This window comes from Chitinophaga sp. CC14, from assembly GCF_048957795.1.
Lineage (GTDB): Bacteria > Bacteroidota > Bacteroidia > Chitinophagales > Chitinophagaceae > Chitinophaga > Chitinophaga ginsengisegetis.
On the sequence record NZ_JARBFY010000005.1, the window covers coordinates 2,071,025 to 2,089,521 of the forward strand.

At 47.1% G+C, this 18,497-nt stretch carries 11 protein-coding genes; 7 read left to right on the forward strand and 4 right to left on the reverse strand.

The window, feature by feature from the left end:
- Positions 1-108: 108 nt before the first annotated feature.
- On the reverse strand, positions 109-1,140 hold the full coding sequence (locus PV783_RS27840) for a LacI family DNA-binding transcriptional regulator (protein WP_079470509.1): 1,032 nt from the start codon (positions 1,138-1,140) through the stop codon (positions 109-111).
- A gap of 314 nt (positions 1,141-1,454) precedes the next feature.
- On the opposite strand from PV783_RS27840, the gene PV783_RS27845 reads away from it, so the two are divergent.
- From PV783_RS27845 to PV783_RS27875, 7 genes are all read left to right on the forward strand, one after another.
- Complete coding sequence (locus tag PV783_RS27845; protein ID WP_079470510.1) at positions 1,455-2,330, forward strand: AraC family transcriptional regulator; 876 nt, start codon at positions 1,455-1,457, stop codon at positions 2,328-2,330.
- A gap of 138 nt (positions 2,331-2,468) precedes the next feature.
- Positions 2,469-3,053 (forward strand): RNA polymerase sigma factor, encoded by a 585-nt coding sequence (locus PV783_RS27850; protein WP_079470511.1) that lies wholly within the window; start codon positions 2,469-2,471, stop codon positions 3,051-3,053.
- A 92-nt stretch (positions 3,054-3,145) separates the two neighbouring features.
- Positions 3,146-4,168: a FecR family protein gene (locus PV783_RS27855; protein ID WP_420990387.1), complete on the forward strand. Its 1,023-nt coding sequence runs from the start codon at positions 3,146-3,148 to the stop codon at positions 4,166-4,168.
- 5 nt (positions 4,169-4,173) lie between these two features.
- Positions 4,174-7,659, forward strand: coding sequence for a SusC/RagA family TonB-linked outer membrane protein (locus tag PV783_RS27860; RefSeq protein ID WP_420990388.1), 3,486 nt, complete (start codon positions 4,174-4,176; stop codon positions 7,657-7,659).
- An 11-nt stretch (positions 7,660-7,670) separates the two neighbouring features.
- Positions 7,671-9,248, forward strand: coding sequence for a SusD/RagB family nutrient-binding outer membrane lipoprotein (locus PV783_RS27865; RefSeq protein WP_420990389.1), 1,578 nt, complete (start codon positions 7,671-7,673; stop codon positions 9,246-9,248).
- A 376-nt stretch (positions 9,249-9,624) separates the two neighbouring features.
- Positions 9,625-12,774 (forward strand): SusC/RagA family TonB-linked outer membrane protein, encoded by a 3,150-nt coding sequence (locus tag PV783_RS27870; RefSeq protein ID WP_200817288.1) that lies wholly within the window; start codon positions 9,625-9,627, stop codon positions 12,772-12,774.
- Positions 12,775-12,803: 29 nt separating this feature from the next.
- Positions 12,804-14,405 (forward strand): SusD/RagB family nutrient-binding outer membrane lipoprotein, encoded by a 1,602-nt coding sequence (locus PV783_RS27875; RefSeq protein ID WP_420990390.1) that lies wholly within the window; start codon positions 12,804-12,806, stop codon positions 14,403-14,405.
- A 249-nt stretch (positions 14,406-14,654) separates the two neighbouring features.
- Here PV783_RS27875 and PV783_RS27880 read toward each other — a convergent pair whose 3' ends face one another.
- From PV783_RS27880 to PV783_RS27890, 3 genes are all read right to left on the reverse strand, one after another.
- On the reverse strand, positions 14,655-15,467 hold the full coding sequence (locus PV783_RS27880) for an alpha/beta hydrolase (protein ID WP_420990391.1): 813 nt from the start codon (positions 15,465-15,467) through the stop codon (positions 14,655-14,657).
- An 84-nt stretch (positions 15,468-15,551) separates the two neighbouring features.
- Entirely contained in the window at positions 15,552-17,876 is a 2,325-nt protein-coding gene (locus PV783_RS27885; protein ID WP_420990392.1) for a M1 family metallopeptidase, read from the reverse strand.
- Positions 17,877-17,884: 8 nt separating this feature from the next.
- Entirely contained in the window at positions 17,885-18,466 is a 582-nt protein-coding gene (locus PV783_RS27890; RefSeq protein WP_420990393.1) for a HupE/UreJ family protein, read from the reverse strand.
- Positions 18,467-18,497: the final 31 nt, after the last annotated feature.

An 18,497-nucleotide genomic window follows, 5' to 3' on the forward strand; every position in this document is an offset into this window, starting at 1 on the left:
AGTATCACCCCCTGGTTACAGCTGGCTATACAATGCTTCAGGGGAGATAAGCATAGGTATCTCTATGCTTATCTCCCCTGATCATTATAAAATCAAATCAAAAAGACATTACTTCCGCGAAGAAGAACCGCGGATAATCAGCTCCGGCTCCAGTATTACCTGTTGCGGCGGAGAAGCAGGAGTGCCCGCTACATGATTCAGTTCTTTCATCAATAAATCCACAATACTTTTTCCGATAGCTGCGATAGGTTGTGATACACAGGTAATAGAAGGACTGTGCAAACGGAACAGGTCATGGTCATCAAAACCCACCAGCCCGATTTCTTTTCCTATCTCCCACCCCATTGAGCGGATCGTTTCAATACCGGCGATACCCAGGTAGTTGGTGGCAAAAAATACAGCGTCCACGCCTTTTACAGCAGTGAGGAATTTCTTTATCTCATTGTTGAAACTTTCCCGGTCCAGGTCGAACGGCAGGCGTTTCACAAACGATTTATTAAAAGGAATTTTATGGTCCTTGAGCGCAGCAGTGAACCCGTCAAGCCTTTCTTTCATCTGTGTTTGATCAGATGCGATAGTAACGATGGCAATTTTTTTATAGCCTTGTTTCACCAGGTGAGTAGTGGCATCATAGGCGCCCTTATAGTTATTAAGCACCACATAATGGCTGTTCACATGCGGGAAATAACGATCCACCAGCACCAGTGGTTTGGCGGCCGATTGAAGCAGTTCTATTTCTTTATCGAGGTTTTTGGTAGGCGTGATAATATAGCCATCCACCTGCCGGTATTTTAATACTTCGAGGAGTCCTTTTGCCTTTTCCGTATTGTCTTCTGTGCTGCCGTAAAGCACTTTATAACCGTGCTTGTCGGCTTCGTCTTCCACTACTTTGGCCAGTGTGGCAAAGAAGTTGTTGGCAATATCCTCCACAATAAGACCAATAGTTTTGGTTTTACCGGTACGCAGTCCGCGGGCGAGCTGGTTCGGTTTATATTTCAGACGGGTGGCAATTTTCTGGATTTTCTTACTTACCTGTTCACTGATTCTTTTCTCCTTTGCTTTACCGTTGAGTACAAAAGATACCGTTGTAGGAGATACTCCGGCTTGTTTTGCAATATCTTTAATAGAGATCCCTTTCATAGAAAAAATGCTACATCGATTTAGCCGGACGTAATTTACAAAATGAAGTTGGAAATTACGCTCTTGTGCTAATTATTCCAAGTAACCCGGTCAAAACTATTGCTCTTTACCCCGGTTTGTTTTCTATCACATAAAAAGGTTATTTTCGGCAAAATGATATTTTTTTAACCAATTTTTAATAATTTGGCATCATTCATAGGACGATCTCAATACTGCTCGCCTACCTGCATAGGGTTCCCCCAGACGGGAATAATGGCAATGGTAATAAAGTACAGGACGGTCACACTAACATAGTAGCTTAAATTAATACATGAATGAAACCCATCCTTATTAAAGTTGGGGCTTTTGCCGATAATCAGATCACGATTATAGAAAGAAGTGATCCTTATTTCAATACACCATTCCACTTCCACCCGGAGTGTGAACTGGTATATGTTACGGAAAGCCACGGGAAGAGAATTGTAGGGGATAGCATCGAGAGCTTTGAAGAAGGCGATATGGTGTTTCTCGGACCGCATATACCGCATGTATGGTATAATGAGGAAGAATATTATAAGGGAGATGAAAATCTGAAAGCCCGCTCTGTGGTCATCTATTTCCCTAAAGACATATTCGGGGAGAAATTTTACGGATTACCGGAAACCAAAGCACTCAGTGAATTATTTCACCGGGCGCAAAGGGGGATGAAAATCACCGGCGCCACCCACGAGCTGCTGAAACCCGAGATCCTGGCCCTTCCCCGGAAGGAAGGACTGGACCGTATCATCTCCCTGCTCCACATCTTAAAAACACTCTCAGAAACCCGCGATTGCTATTACCTGGCCAGCACCGGCTACTCCCACGCCTATAATGTAAAGGATAACCATAAGATCGATGAAGTATTCAAGTACGTCATGAATAACTTCTCCAAAGAAATATCCCTGCAGGATGTAGCCAGCATCACCAACCTGTCGCCCCAATCCTTCTGCCGCTTCTTTAAAAACCGTACAAAAAAATCCTTTGTACAGTTCCTCAATGAAGTACGCATCGGGCACGCCTGTAAACGGTTAACCGAGGAAGACTGGTCCATCGCGGAAATCGCCTACTCCTGCGGCTTTAAGAACCTGTCCAATTTCAACCGGTTCTTCAAGGAAATAGTAGGCAAAACACCCAAGGAATACAAAAATGAACTGCGCCTGAAGGAAGCATGATAAAAAATATAATTATTTTATCATTTGGTTATTTAGTTATTTTAAAAAGTAAGGGCCAAATGTCAAAATATCAAATTTTTCTTCTTACATTCATTTCAGTAATTATCAACCAAAACGCTTAATTACTACTGTAATTCGATGTACAGCAGTTATTCCGATAACCAGTTAATTTCGCTGCTGAAAAGCGACGACACCGCTGCCTTCAATGCCATCTACGACCGCTACAGTAAAATGTTGTATTTGTTTATACACAGCAAACTGGATGCCTCCGAGATCAGCAAAGATGTGCTGCAGGAACTCTTTATTTCCCTTTGGGAGAAAAGACATTCACTGATCCTCAAGGAATCATTGAAAGCTTACCTGTACCAGGTAGCCCGCCACAAAATCATCGATATTTACCGGAAAAACGCCACTTACCGTAAATACCTGCAGCAGCTCATCGAACATTTCGATGCACAGCCGCACTCCATCACGGAAACAGTAGATAATAAAGCACGGACACAGGAACTGTTTGAGGCCATCAACCACCTGCCCGACCGTATGAAAGAAATTTTCATGCTCAGCAGGTTCGAAAACCTTACCGTAGAACAGATCTCCACCCATCTTGGCCTTTCACAACAGACCGTAAAAAACCAGATTACCAAAGCATTAAAGATACTAAGGACCAGCTATGCCAGGACCGACCTGATCGTACTCCTGATATATGTTTATTTGTTTATCTAACCCGCACACCCGGCACCGGATAAAAAATAATTAAATGTACATGGTACCTTTTCCACGTTATTACGACTTATCAACACATAAAACGGCAACAGGTGGACACAGAACAGATTAAAATATTGCTGGAACGGTATAACCAGGGGAATTGCTCACCGGAGGAGGAGGCTATTGTGGATCAATGGTTTGAAAATATCAACCGGCACAAGTCCACCTATGTAGAAGACAAAGAACTCGACCGCGAACTCGACAGCATCCGTTTACAACTCAACGAACATATCACCCCCGCACCAAAGGTGCGGCATATGCGTGCCCGTTACTGGTACGCCGCAGCGGCAGTAGTATTACTGGCAGCAGGCGTTTTCTGGTTCAACCAGCCAACACCCGGCACACATCCTGCCACCGGCAACCAACCCGCCCCCATTGCCGCAAATGGAGCCAACCGGGTGGTAAAAGATGGTTTTGTGGAAATCACCACACCAAAAGGCAACAAGGAAAGTGTCACCCTCGAAGACGGCAGCTCCCTCGAACTGAACGCCGGCAGTAAAGTACGCTACCCCGAACATTTCGATAGCAACGGCCGCACCATTTTCCTGGAAGAAGGAGAAGCCTTTTTCAATGTAGCCGCCGACCCAACCAGGAAATTTGTGGTGAATACCGGGGAACTGGCCACCACTGCACTCGGTACCGCCTTCAACATCCGGGCATATGCCAGCGAACACAAAGTAACCGTGGCACTCGTAAGCGGTAAAGTAAAAGTAGACCAGCTGAATAAAAACAGCCAATCTGCCTCCTCACTCATCCTGCTGCCAAGTGAACAGCTCAGCTACGACCTCATTTCACTCAGCCTCGTAAAATCTGTTTTCAGCAAACCCGAAGAGGTGACCGCCTGGAAACAGGGATACCTCGTATTCAAAGACGCACCCTATAATGAAATAGTAACAGGTATAGAAAATCGTTATGACGTTACCGTTATTAACGAAAGCGACAAAAAAGAATGGAACTACAACGGCTCTTTCAAAAACGAAAGCCTGAAAGACGTCATGGATATCATCTGCCTGGCTAAATCCCTTTCTTATACCATTAAAAACGACACCGTTCACCTGCAAAACAAAAACTAGTCCATATGAGGGTAAAGCCATGCCCCATGATGTGGTTTGTATCCACAGGGTTGATGCTGACACTACTGTTGGCGGGGAGCTTGAACACAACGACTAGTGCCATCACGCAAACACCCGACCCGCCCACAGGTATCGTTGTCACCATCCAGGTAAAAAATAAAAACCTGGAAGAAGTAATGACCGAAATTTCGGTAAAAACAGGACTCAACTTTCATTACGACAAAACGGATCTTAACCTGAAGAAAAAGATTACGTTGAACTGTACGAAAACACCCATCGATGAAGTGCTTACGCTACTATCAGTTCAGGCCGGATTAAAGTTTACCCTGATCAATAACAAAATCATTGTAGGCGCAGAAAGTGAAGCCAAACCCTCGCCCACTGTAGACCTGCTGAATCATGTGTCCCTGGAGAGAGAGATCAGTGGAACCGTACGCGATAACAAAGGCACGCAGCTCCCGGGAGTCACCATTCAGATCAAACATTCCAATAAAGGAACCCAATCCAACGCCGATGCTGGTTTTTCACTGAAAGCCAGTACCGGCGATGTGCTTGTATTCAGTTCCGTAGGATTCATTACCCGCGAAGTGACGGTGGGCGCCGATCCCCGCATCGATGTACGCCTGCAGGAAAATGTAAAAGCACTCAGTGAACTGGTGGTTACTGCACTGGGCATCCAGAAAAAAAGCCGGGAACTGCCCTACTCCACCCAACAACTGGACGGCGATGACCTGCAACTGGTAAAAGATGCCAATGTTATCAACTGCCTGAACGGAAAAACAGCCGGCGCCACCATCACCCGCAGCGCCTCCGGCATCGGTGGCTCTGTGAGAGTGGTATTGCGCGGCAACAAATCCACCCGCGAAAATCAACCCCTCTATATCGTGGATGGCGTACCTTATGCCAATTACACACCGGCACAACCCGCAGATGTATGGGGGCAGTCGCATAACATCATCGGGGCCGGTGGCCGCGACGGCGGCGACGGTATCTCCAACATCAACCCTGATGATATTGAAAGCATCAGTATCCTGAAAGGCGCTTCCGCAGCGGCGCTTTATGGCAGCCAGGCCGCTAACGGCGTGATCCTCATCACCACCAAAAAAGGAAAACCCGGCCGAAGCAAAATTGACGTTTCTTCCGATTATACCCGCGAAACGCCCGCGATCCTGCCCCCGCTGCAATATCGTTATGCACAAACCGATACGCCGGGCGTGGATAAAGTAGGCACGCCACAACCCGGATCACTCGGCAGCTGGGGCCGATCCATCAATGCCCCCGATCATGTAAAAAACTTTTATAACACCGGCTCCACCTTTACCAACACCATCGCCTTCAGCGGCGGCACAGAAACCGCGCAGAGTTATTTTTCATACGCCAATACAACCAATAAAGGAATTCTTCCCACCAACAAATTCGACCGTCATACGGTGAACCTGCGCGAAACACTGAAGCTGCTGAACGACAAACTGGTAATGGACGCCAACGTATCTTTCACCGCGCAAAGCACTACCAACCGGCTTTCATCGGGATTGTACTACAGCCCCATCTCCGGGCTCTATACCTTTCCCCGCGGGCAGGACTTCGACTACTACAAAAATAATTTTGAATACTACGACCAGGGCCGCGACCTGTACATGCAGAACTGGTGGAACATCCGCAATGATAAAAAGTGGATCGGGCAGGACGACCAGCAAAACCCCATGTGGGCGCTGTACCGCGACCTGCGGCTGGATTCCCGCTACCGTGGCCTCGCTACCCTCTCGCTTACCTGGCAGCTGAACGATTGGCTATCATTGAAAGGACGCGGCAACTTTGATAAATCGCTCGATCAATACGAACTGGAAGCATACGCCGGTACACAAATTGTACTCGCCGGCTCCAACGGGCGGTATACCCTCGAACGGGAATTTAATACCCAACTGTACGGAGATATGATGCTGAACGCCAGCCGGAAAATGAACAAGTGGCTGCACCTGGCCGGCAATATCGGCGCAAGCATTACAGACACCAAAGCACACGAACGCAATTTTAACGGCTCCAATCCCAATGCCGATCCGGGGCTCACATACCCGAATAAATTTTCGGTATCCAATATCCTCAGCACCTCGCTCGATGCACAACACAGCATAGACCAGAAGCAACTACAGGCCCTATTCGGTAATGTACAGGCAGGCATCAACAATTATCTTTTCCTGGATCTCACCGGCCGTAACGACTGGTCCAGTACATTCGCCTATACTTCTACGCTGCACAAAGGATATTTTTATTATTCAGCCGGGCTATCTGCCGTATGGAGTGAGATGTTTAAAATGCCCGCAGCTGTTGATTTTCTGCGTTCCCGCATTTCCTACGCCAAAGTAGGTAACGATATCGCCGCCTACTCTTCCCGGCCGGCAGCGTTTACGCTGCAAACCATTGCCGGCGTTACACGCGTGGTGCTGAATCAACGTACGCTTTACCCGGGTCTCAGCCTGGAGCCAGAAGACAACCGGTCTTTTGAAATAGGTCTGGAAGCGCATCTTCTGAAAAACAGGATCACCGCCGATATTACCTTCTACAAAAATAATAACTACAAACAGTACATGGAAGTGCCGGCACCACTGGGCAACAGGTATAATACCTACTATCTCAACATGGGGAATATACAAAACCAGGGATGGGAAGCCACACTCACTTTAATGCCTATACGTAATAAGGCAGTGTCCTGGACCAGCACTATCAACTTTGCCGCGAATAAAAATAAAATCGTTTCCCTTTCCAACTCCAGGATCATCGGTGCAGATACCAGCAGCATGTTTGTACTCACCGATTTCGGGGTAAATATGTTTGGCTCGTTCATCATGGAAGGCGGTTCCTGGGGCGACATCTATTCCAATAAAGAATTGTTGCAGAACGATAAAGGCGCCTACGTGATTGATGCTGCCGGCAAACTGCAAACACGCAACGCATTTAAAAAAGTGGGTAATCCCAATCCCGATTTCACATTAGGATGGAACAACAGCATCGACTATAAAAACTTTAACCTCAGCTTCCTTATAGACGGCCGCTTCGGTGGCAAGGTAATGAGCGTAACACAGGCAGTACTGGACTGGTATGGCGTAAGTGAAGAAAGCGCCAAAGCCCGCGACAAAGGCGGCGTGGAAATAAACGCGGTGAACAGCAACGGCACACCTTACAGCGGAAAACTGGACGCACAGAGTTACTACACCACCATTGGCGGCAGGGCCGGCATTGGCGAAATGTATATGTACGACGCCACCAACATCCGCTTACGGGAACTAAGCCTGAGCTACCGCATACCGCTGAAGTGGAAATGGATCCGCAATATGCGCATGGGCATAGTAGGCAGGAACCTGTTCTTTTTTGAACTGCACGCGCCGTTTGATCCGGAAGTATCTATGGGTACGGGCAACGGACTGCAGGGTGTAGATGTTTTTGGGTTGCCACCCACACGAAGTATGGGCATCAACCTGAGATTAGGAATTTAAAATACTCACCAATGAAAAGCTGGAAAATCAACACATTATTCGCCGTTATGGCAGTTGTGCTGGCAAGTGCATGTACGAAGAGATTTGATGAGATTAACAGGAATCCTTTCGACTTTACAGAAGAGGAACTGAAAGCCGATTACCGGCTGATGGGGGAACCATTGTCGCAGGCCCAGCTGAACCTGCTTATTTATAACGACCCGCCTACTGCCCAGCTGCAACAGAATCTGAATGCGGATATTTTCTCCGGCTATATGATGGCGCCCACTCCTTTTGAAGGCAATATCAATAATACCAACTATGGCCTGTTATACTACTGGAACAATAAACCCTGGCAGGTAACCTACAGCAATATAATGAAGACCTGCGATTTTGCACAATCGAAAGCCAAAGGCCACTACGCCGATTTTTATGCGTGGGCGCAGATCATCAAAGTAGAAGCCATGCATCGTATCAGCGATATTTATGGCCCGGTGATTTACACAAAGTATGGTATACTGAATGAGGAAATGGGGATTGATTATGATTCACAACAGGAAGCGTACTATGCTTTTTTTAAAGACCTGGATGAAGCGGTGGACACATTAACTGGTTTTATTAACAGCGGCTTCCCTCAACGCTTTGCTGCCTTCGACCTGGTATACAAAGGCGACTACACCCAATGGGTGAAATTTGCCAACACCCTTCGTTTGCGGCTGGCTATCCGTATTTCAGGCATTGATCCGAAAAAAGCGCGTGAAGAAGGAGAGGCAGCACTGCGTCATCCGATCGGGCTGCTCACAACACCTGCGGATAATTTTGCAGTGAATATTTCACCGGTTACCCATCCGCTGAATATTATGTGTTACACCTGGGCCGACTTAAGAATGAGCGCGCCTATGGAATCGATCCTCACCGGGTATAAGGATCCGCGGCTGGCGCATTATTTTGTACCAACCGACGATGGCGTGAACGTTTACCACGGCATCCGCAACGGTATTAAGATTGCCGCCAAAGAAGAATACAGTGGCTTTTCCCAGCTGGTGAAATTTGACAATAAGATATTGTTTATGACCGCCGCGGAAGCCTGGTTCCTGAAAGCCGAAGCAGCGCTGTATGGCTGGCAGGGCGCCGGTAACGCAGCCACTAATTATGCCACCGGCATCAGCACTTCTTTTAATCAATACAGCATTACTAACGCTAATGCATATATGAATAACAATGTGGATAAACCCCATCCATATACCGATCCGCAGAATGGCGATAATAATGTACCGGAAGGCGATCCTCATTTAAGTACCATCACCATTAAGTGGGAAGAAAGCGCTGCGCTTCAACAGAAGCTGGAACGGATCATCACCCAGAAATGGATTGCCATGTTCCCGGAAGGACAGGAAGCATGGAGTGAATTCCGCCGCACCGGTTACCCTAAATTATTTCCCGTGGTAATCAACAATAGTGGCGGTACTATTTCTACCGAAAAATTTATCCGCCGCCTGCCCATGCCGCAGATAGAACTTGTTACCAATCCTAAAGCAGTAGCCCGTGCTGTTGCCACATTAAAAGGACCGGATACCGGCGGAACACCGCTCTGGTGGGATCTCCGGTAACATCTCAAAAAAATTTAAAAATAATTTAAAACCCGATAGTACTAAATATAACTCCGTACGACTCCTTTCCGGAAGCGCCACAATTGAACGCTTTATGCTATACAGCCTGTAACAAACAGACGTTATTAAAAACAACATTTCATGTAAGGAAAACACATTTGCTTTGCTCAACCCGGTCAACACATTGCGATAAGCAATGAGGCTTTGCACGCCCCTATAGGCCGGTAACTGCATACAACACGAAGAAAAACAGCCAGTAAAGGATGGTACGCGCCATGCTAACGGCTATCTTATTTCCAAACAATGCACGCTATAAAAAATGGTCAGTTTAATTCAACTATACAAATCCCATTTATTAACCAAAAAAAAGGCAAGTATGAAAAAAAACCTACGCCTTATGAAAGTGTGCGCTATGACCGGTCTGGCCCTCACTTCCATATTAGCAGACAGTGCATATGTGAAGGCCGCCAGCTATACATGGTCGCCCGCATCTTCATTCCGTAGCACTTTCCAGGAAAAAGAAATCAGCGGCACCGTAAAGGATAGCAAAGGCAATCCTCTTCCTGGTGTTACTGTACAAATTAAAGGCGCCTCCAAAGGCACGCAAACAAGTGCAGAAGGTAAATATCATATCAATGCTAAAACCGGTGATGTATTGGTTTTCAGCTATGTTGGTTTTGCCATTAAAGAAAGTACCGTTGGCAGCAGCGCTACCCTCAATGCTACCCTTGAAGATAATGTAAGAGGACTGAATGAGCTGGTAGTTACTGCGCTGGGTATCCAGCGTAAAGCAAAAGATCTGACCTACTCTACCCAACAGGTAAAAGGAGAAGATCTGACGAACGTAAAAGAAACAAACGTTATCAATAGCTTATCCGGTAAAGTTTCCGGGTTGCAGATCAACCGCAGCGCTTCCGGTGTGGGCGGTTCTGCCAGGGTGATTTTACGCGGACAAAAATCTATCCGTGAAAACCAGCCACTGTACGTGATCGATGGCGTACCTATCGCTAACTTCACCAGCGCGCAACCTGGTGACCTCTGGGGACAGGCATCCGGCGCATCTTCCGGTGGCCGCGATGGTGGCGATATCTTAAGTACCATCAACCCGGATGATATTGAAAGCATCAACGTACTGAAAGGCGCCTCTGCATCTGCATTGTATGGCAGCCAGGCCGGTAATGGTGTGATTATCATTACTACTAAAAAAGGTAAAGCCGGTCAGGCAAAAGTGAACTTCTCTTCTAACTTCACTATCGACAGACCCGCATATCTGCCCGAATCACAAAACTCCTATCTTCAAACAGGCAACGGTACCATTGATAGCTGGGGTAAAGCAGGCAGCAGCCCTGAAATTGTAAAAGATTTCTTTAAAACCGGTACTACCTGGATCAACTCCGTAAACGTAGCCGGCGGTACTGAAAAGGCACAAACTTATTTCTCCTATTCCAACACCACGAATACAGGAATAATGCCTACCGCAAAGTATGGTCAGCATACACTCAACTTCAGGGAAACAGGCACCTTCCTGAACGACAAACTGAATATTGATGCGAATGTGCAGATGACCACACAAAATGCACACAACCGCCCTACTTCCGGTTTATATTATAACCCGCTTACCGGTTTATATATCTTCCCAAGAGGACTGGATTTCGAAAGTTATAAAAACAATTATGAATACTTCTCTGCACAACGTAACGTAAACATGCAGAACTGGTGGAACATCAATTATGATAAAGGCCAGGCAGGGGAAGACTTCCAGCAGAATCCATACTGGATCCTGAACAGGAACGTTACCGAAAACAGGAAAGATAACCTGATTGCATCACTGAGCTTGCGCTATGCTATCAACGACTGGTTAAATGTACAGGTACGTGGTAACGCCAACAAAGCATGGGATAAATATGAACTGAAAGCAAATGCCGGTACACAAACCACTATTGCAGATGCCAACGGCCGTTATACTTACGATTACCTCACCAGCACACAATACTATGGTGATCTGTTAGTATCAGGTAACAGGAAATTATCCGATAAACTCGGATTCAATTTCACTGCCGGTACCAGCATCAACGACCTGAAACAGGACCGTACCTTTATAGATTCCAAAGACGGCGACCTGGCTTTTGCCAATGTATTCCACATTGGTAACCTGAACCTGAGTCCTGCTGCGAAATTAACACCCACCGGCGCCAGAAGGCAGATCCAATCCGTGTTTGCAACAGCCGGTGTGAACCTCAGCGAAAAAGTATTCCTGGATCTGACCGCCCGTAACGACTGGTCATCTACCCTGGCTTACACCCCTTCTATGAAGAAAGGTTACCTGTATTACTCAGCTGGTTTAAATACCATTCTGAGTGATGTATTCAAGATGCCTTCCGCCATCACTTATTCAAAGATCCGTGCATCTTATGCTAAAGTGGGTAACGACGTAGATCAGTTTGTAACACGTCCTACCAACCAGATCATTTCCGGCACACTGATCTCCAACATTGCCGGTCCTTTTGGTGGCGTAGCATTGAAACCAGAGATCACCACTTCCGTTGAAATAGGTACAGAGTGGAGATTCCTTGACAACCGCCTGAACCTGGATGTTACCTGGTACAATTCCCACACAAAAGATCAATACTTCGACTTCCCCGTATCCGTTGGCTACCTGTATCCTAATGCTTACCTGAACGCAGGTGACGTACAGAATACCGGTATAGAAGCCACACTGGGTTTCCAGGTAGTTAAACAGAAGAATGTAGGCTGGAACACTGCCTTCAACTTCACCCGTAACAGGAATAAGCTGATCAAACTGGCGCCGCAGTTAAACGGTGACTATACCCTCACACCAAGAGGCGATAACGTTAATACGTATGCGTTAGTACTGCATGAAGGAAGCTCCTACGGCGATATCTACGGCAGGAAAGCAGTGCGCAGCGAAAGCGGTCAGCTGGTAATAGACGATGAAACCGGTAAGCCCAAAGCAAAAGACGGTAAACTGGAATACCTCGGTAACCCAACACCAGACTTCCTCCTGGGATGGAGCAATACCATTAACTGGAAAAAGTTCAACGTAAACATCCTTGTAGATGGCCGCTTTGGTGGTAAAGTAATGAGTATCACCCAGGCAATGATGGACCAGTACGGTGTGTCAAAAGCATCCGCAGATGCCCGTAACAACGGTGGCGTGGATGTACCTGCTGTTTACGGCAGCGGTAAAGCATATACCGGGAAGGTGCCTGCAGACCTGTACTATCAGGGAATTGGCGGTCGCGCCGGTATCACGGAGTTCTACATGTATGATGCTACCAACATCCGTTTAAGAGAATTATCCATCGGCTATACTTTCGCATTGAAACCAGGATTCTTCAAAGACATGAAGCTTGGACTGGTAGGACGTAACCTGTTCTTCATCACTAAAAAAGCGCCTTACGATCCTGAATTGAGCATGAGTACCGGCAACGGTGTACAAGGTGTGGATGTATTTGGTTTACCATCTACCCGCAGCTTTGGATTGAACCTGAAATGTGCATTTTAACCTGATTAAGAACAACAAAAACAAGAGCTATGAATTATAAAACATTCAAAATAGCTGGTCTGGTGATGGCAGCCACACTATGCTTCAGCAGCTGTACCAAAAACTTTGAGGACATCAACAAAAACCCATACGGTTCCACGGATGAGGAATTAGCGGCTGATTTCGCCCTGGTACCCGCCTTATTGCAACAGGCACAACGCAGCATTTACCTGTATCAGCCGGCGCCTACCTTCCAGCTGCAACAAAACCTGCTGAGTGATATTTACAGCGGATACATGATGTCTCCCACTCCTTTCGGCGGTAACATCAACAACATCACTTACAGTTTTGTGGATGGCTGGATCAACACTACTTTCAGCACCGGCTATACCAATGTAATGAACCCCTGCTATAAAGTGGCTGGTTTTACAAAAGGTAAAGTACCTGATAGCTACGCCATGTCGCTGATCGTGAAGGTGGAAGCCATGCACCGTACCTCCGATATCTTCGGCCCCATCATCTACAGCAAATATAACACGCCCAATGGTGACGGTTCTGTTGACTACGACAGCCAGAAGGATGTTTACTATACCTTCTTTGAAGAACTGAAAACAGCGATCGATATTCTGACTCCGCTGGCTGATAAACCATCTTCAGAGTTGTTTAAGAAATCTGATCTCGTGTACGGCGGTAACTACAAACAGTGGTTACAGTTTGCCAACACCCTCCGTTTAAGGCTGGCACTGCGTATCGTAAACGTAGATGCCGCGAAAGCGAAACTGGAAGGCGAAGCGGCCCTGGCCAACGCCGGCGGACTGCTGCAAACGTACAAGGATAACTTCACCGTGGATATCGGAAGCACCACGCATCCGCTGAATACCATCTGCGGCTCCTGGGGCGATATTTTAATGGGTGCGCCCATTGGTACTTATCTCGGTGGTTACAACGATCCCCGTCTGCCTTTGTACTTCAAGAAAGCAGTGGACCCTGCTGTAAAAGACCGCTATATCGGTATCCGTAATGGTATTAACATCGATGGTAAAGCGCGTTACGCCGACTATTCCAAACTGATGGACCTGCCTGGCAAATTACAGCTGGTAACCGCTGCTGAAGCCTGGTTCCTGAAAGCAGAAGCGGCTATCCGCGGATGGGCAGGTGCAGGTAATGCACAAACCAATTATGAAACCGGTATTCAAACATCCTTTAATCAATATTCATTAGGCAGCGCCAGCACTTACTACAACAATGCTACTTCCCTGCCTGCTGAATACATTGATCCCAAAGCCATGACTGCCGGACAAAATGATATTAAGAAGGGTTCACAATACCTGAGCACCATCACCATCAAATGGGAAGAAGGTGTTACGCTGGAAAGAAAGCTGGAACGTATCGTTACCCAGAAATGGATCGCTAATTTCCCTGAAGGACAGGAAGCATGGAGTGAATTCCGCCGTACCGGTTATCCTAAACTGTTCCCTGTTGTTGTGAACAACAGCGGTGGAAAAGTAAGTACTACCGATTTCGTTCGCAGGGCGCCGTTCCCAAGTAATGAATACTCTACCAACGGAGCTGCCGTTGCGAAAGCAGTGAGCACACTGAGCGAACCAAAAGACGTAGGTGGTACTCATTTGTGGTGGGATCCGAAAAAATAATTACCGGACATTCTTATTTTGAATCGCGTGCATAAAAAAGGCCGGTCCTGTTGAGGACCGGCATACGCGTATGTTGTCTTTCTCAGGATTAAACTGATTATACTGATTTAGGGATTTGATCACTTTTGATTTTAAAAGATTCTGGGAGATATAAGCGTATATCTCCCAGAATCTTTTAAAATCAAAAAAATAAAATCAAGGTAATCAGTATAATCAGTTTAATCCTGAGAAAGACAACATACGCTCTATCTATTGTTGAAAAAACTGATGAAAGAACAACAGCTGGTACTTCACAGCGTTGGCCCAGTACTGCCAGTTGTGCTCTCCCGGACGCTCCGTATAGTCGTGAGCGATACCTGCCAGCAATAATTTTTTATGAAGATCCCGGTTTACATCAATAAAGAAGTCTTTCACCCCGCAATCGATGATAATGGACAACGCGCCTGATTTGAGACTATCTACCTGTTTGAGTACCGTATAGTCGTACCAGTTAGCGCCATCTGGTCCGGGTTCGCCCAGGCGTTTTTTCAGGTCCCAGTTTTTTGGGAAGGGGCGAAAATCCACACCACCACTCATGCTGCCGGCGGCTCCAAATACGTCCTGGTGGCGGATAGCAAGGAACATAGCGCCGTGGCCGCCCATGCTTAAACCGGCGATAGCGCGGTGAGCGGGTTCGGGTAACGTTTGATAATGCTGATCTATGTATTGCGGAATCTCCTTTGACACATAGGTTTCAAAACGCATGGAGCTATCTATGGGGCTGTCGAAATACCAGCTGGTTACCGCGCCATCGGGGCATACGATCATGCACTGATAAGTATCTGCCAGTTCTTTGATAACGGGGACATTGGTTACCCAGTTGGCGAAATTGCCGCCGGCGCCGTGCAGCAGGTATACCACAGGGTAGCGCTGCGTGCCGTTTTTGTAGCTGGTGGGGGTAATGACTACACATTTGTAGGCGCGCTGCATTTTCTGACTTACAATAGAAACGGTATCTACATCCGCGGCCCTGGCTGTTTGCACCAGGCATATCCATAATAATAAACGGGCTATTACTTTCATAACTCGGGCTTTTAAAAGAATCTTAAAAAGTAAGGCGGCTACCATACATTGATGATAGCCGCCACAAAATATAAAATAGCTTGTTTATTTTGTACTTGCTTTCTTCATCGGGTTATCGCCACTGGAGGCACCTCGGATTCCCCCGGATGCCTTAAACAACTCGAATTTAGATGGTGCAGCTTCGCGTGGCCAGCTGTTGTTGCTTTCGTCGATATCGGCTGTTTCCCGCAGTGGATCGAGCTTCACGGCTACCACCTGTTTATCTTTTGCAAATACCTTTGTAACGGCATTTTCATCTTTGCGCCAGATGTAGGCGGAGATCCGGTCGGTTTCTTTCGTACCATCGGCATACGTCCACTCAATGATGAGCGGCATTACCAGTCCGCCTTTATTGGAGAATGTCAGCTGGTAGAAGTTCTTCTTACTGTCGTACAGCGCTTTTTCTTCTTTGCTCAGGCCATTATAGAACTGGTTATAGGCTGCTTTATCTTCCTGGCTTACCTCGAAGCGGTTCCATTTACTGTAGAAGTCCTGCAGGCTCGTATCCTGGTCTACCGTGTATTTTACGCCGGCGGCTTTATTTCTCTGCCTGGCTATATGATCCATATTTTTATCATAGGCTGCCTGTGCGGATTTGGCTGTTTCTTCCGGATTTTTGCCATCCATGCGATACCATTTGAGGCTGTCGATAGAGATGTCTACCGGTTCGGTTCCAAAGAACCATCCGCGCCAGAACCAGTCCAGGTCTACAGCAGAGGCATCTTCCATTGTACGGAAGAAATCCGCCGGTGTGGGGTGTTTGAAGGCCCAGCGGCGGGCGTATTCACGGAATGCAAAATCAAACAGGTCGCGGCCCATGATGGTTTCACGGAGAATATTCAATCCTGTGGCCGGTTTCGCATAAGCATTGGGCCCAAACTGCACGATGTTCTCGGAGTTTGTCATGATAGGTTCCAGCTGATCTTTCGGCATCTTCATATAATCCACAATCTTATGAGCAGGGCCGCGGCCAGAAGGGAAGTTGCTGTCCCACTCCTGTTCTGCCATAAACTGGCAGAAGGTATTAAGGCCTTCGTCCATCCAGGTCCATTGCCTTTCATCGGAGTTCACGATCATGGGGAAGAAGTTGTGTCCTACTTCGTGCGTGATCACCCCGATCATGCCGTTCTTGGTGGCTTCGCTATAGGTGCCGTCTTTATCGGCACGGCCATAGTTAAAGCAGATCATGGGATATTCCATTCCATTGGCGGCTTCCACGGAAATAGCCACCGGGTAAGGATATGGAATAGTATGTTTGGAGTAGGATTGAAGGGTGTGGGCCACTACTTTGGAAGAATAGCGGCGGTAGAGCGGATATGCTTCCGGTCCGTAATACGACATAGCCATTACCTTGTTGCCTTCCACATTGGTAGCGAGGGCGTCCCATACAATGCGCCGGGAAGATACCCAGGCGAAGTCGCGTACATTCTGCGCTTCATACACCCAGGTATTTGTTTTGCCGGCATGGCCCTGCATGGCTTTCTTTGCTTCGTCGAGGTTCACTACTTCCACAGGCTCTTTGCTGTTCTGCGCCTGCTGCCAGCGCTGGTATTGCGCCGGTGTGAGTACTTCTTTATAGTTCTGGCATTCGCCGGTGGCGCCCACTATATGGTCCGCAGGAACGGTCATGCGTACACGAAAATTACCAAACGTGAGGGCAAATTCTCCTCTGCCGGTAAACTGTTTGTTCTGCCAGCCCTGGAAATCGGAATATACGGCCAGTCGCGGATACCACTGGGAAATGGTGTACAGGTAATTTTTATCTTCCGGAAAATATTCATAGCCACCACGGCCGCCAATGGTCATACGGTCGGAAATGTTATACCACCAGGATACTTTAAACCGGTACTTCTCGCCGGGCATCAACGGCTTAGGCAGATCGATGCGGAGCATCGTCTGGTTAATGGTATAAGGCAATGCTTTGCCATCAGCATCGGTGAGCTTTACAATCTTTACGCCCAGGTCTTTTCCCGAAGGCAGGATACTGTTCAGTGTGGCCAGCGTCATTTTATCTGACATGCGGCTTTCATTGAACTGCTGGTTATCGCTTTTGCTGTCGTGTTCATTCTCATCCAGCTGTAGCCACAGGTAGGTAAGCGGATCGGGAGAATTATTAAAGTAGGTGATGGTTTCTGCGCCGGTGAGTTTCTGCTGCTCATCATCCAGTTGCGCTTCGATGTCGTAATCTGCCCGTTGCTGCCAGTACTTAGGGCCTGGAGCGCCGGAAGCAGAGCGGTACATGTTGGGTGTTTGCAGCATGGTACCCAGTTGCTCGAAGCGGTTGCCATGATTGGATCCCGGGTTGTTTTGCGCCTGCAGCGTCAATACGCTGCAGCACAATACCCCGGCCAGGTAAAGTTGTTTTCTCATAAACAGTATTATATAAACAGTGCTCTTACGCTTTGAATGATCATTAAAAATGCGACGCCAAAGGTGGCAGAAGAAAGGAACATGTTCCAGTCCCGGCGTTTTATGCCTCCAAATTTCACGATCGCGGTGGAAATGAGCAGTATGCACATCACAATGATGATCTGCCCGAATTCCAGCCCTAAATTGAATCCCAGGAGTGGCTTAACAATGTTTGCTTGGCTCCCCAGCAAACTTTTTAAGTAATTGGAAAACCCCAGTCCGTGAATTAAACCGAAAAATAGTGCATAAAAATAATTCAGCTGCAACTTCTGCGGCTCATCGTTTTTCCGGATAATATTGGAAACAGCTGTTACGCAGATGGTCACCGGTATCAGGAATTCAATAAGCGCCGCGGGTATACGGATAATGTGTAACACACTTAAAGCCAGCGTAATAGAATGACCGATCGTAAATGCAGTCACCAATACCAGTACTTTTCTCCAGTCGCGCAGCAGGTAAATGGCACTCAACGCTATTACAAAGAGAATATGGTCGTACGCGTCCCAGTTTATAATATGTTGCCACCCCAGCTGAAAATACAACTCATCCATTGTCCCCTTTTCTATAATTTTGGTAATTATA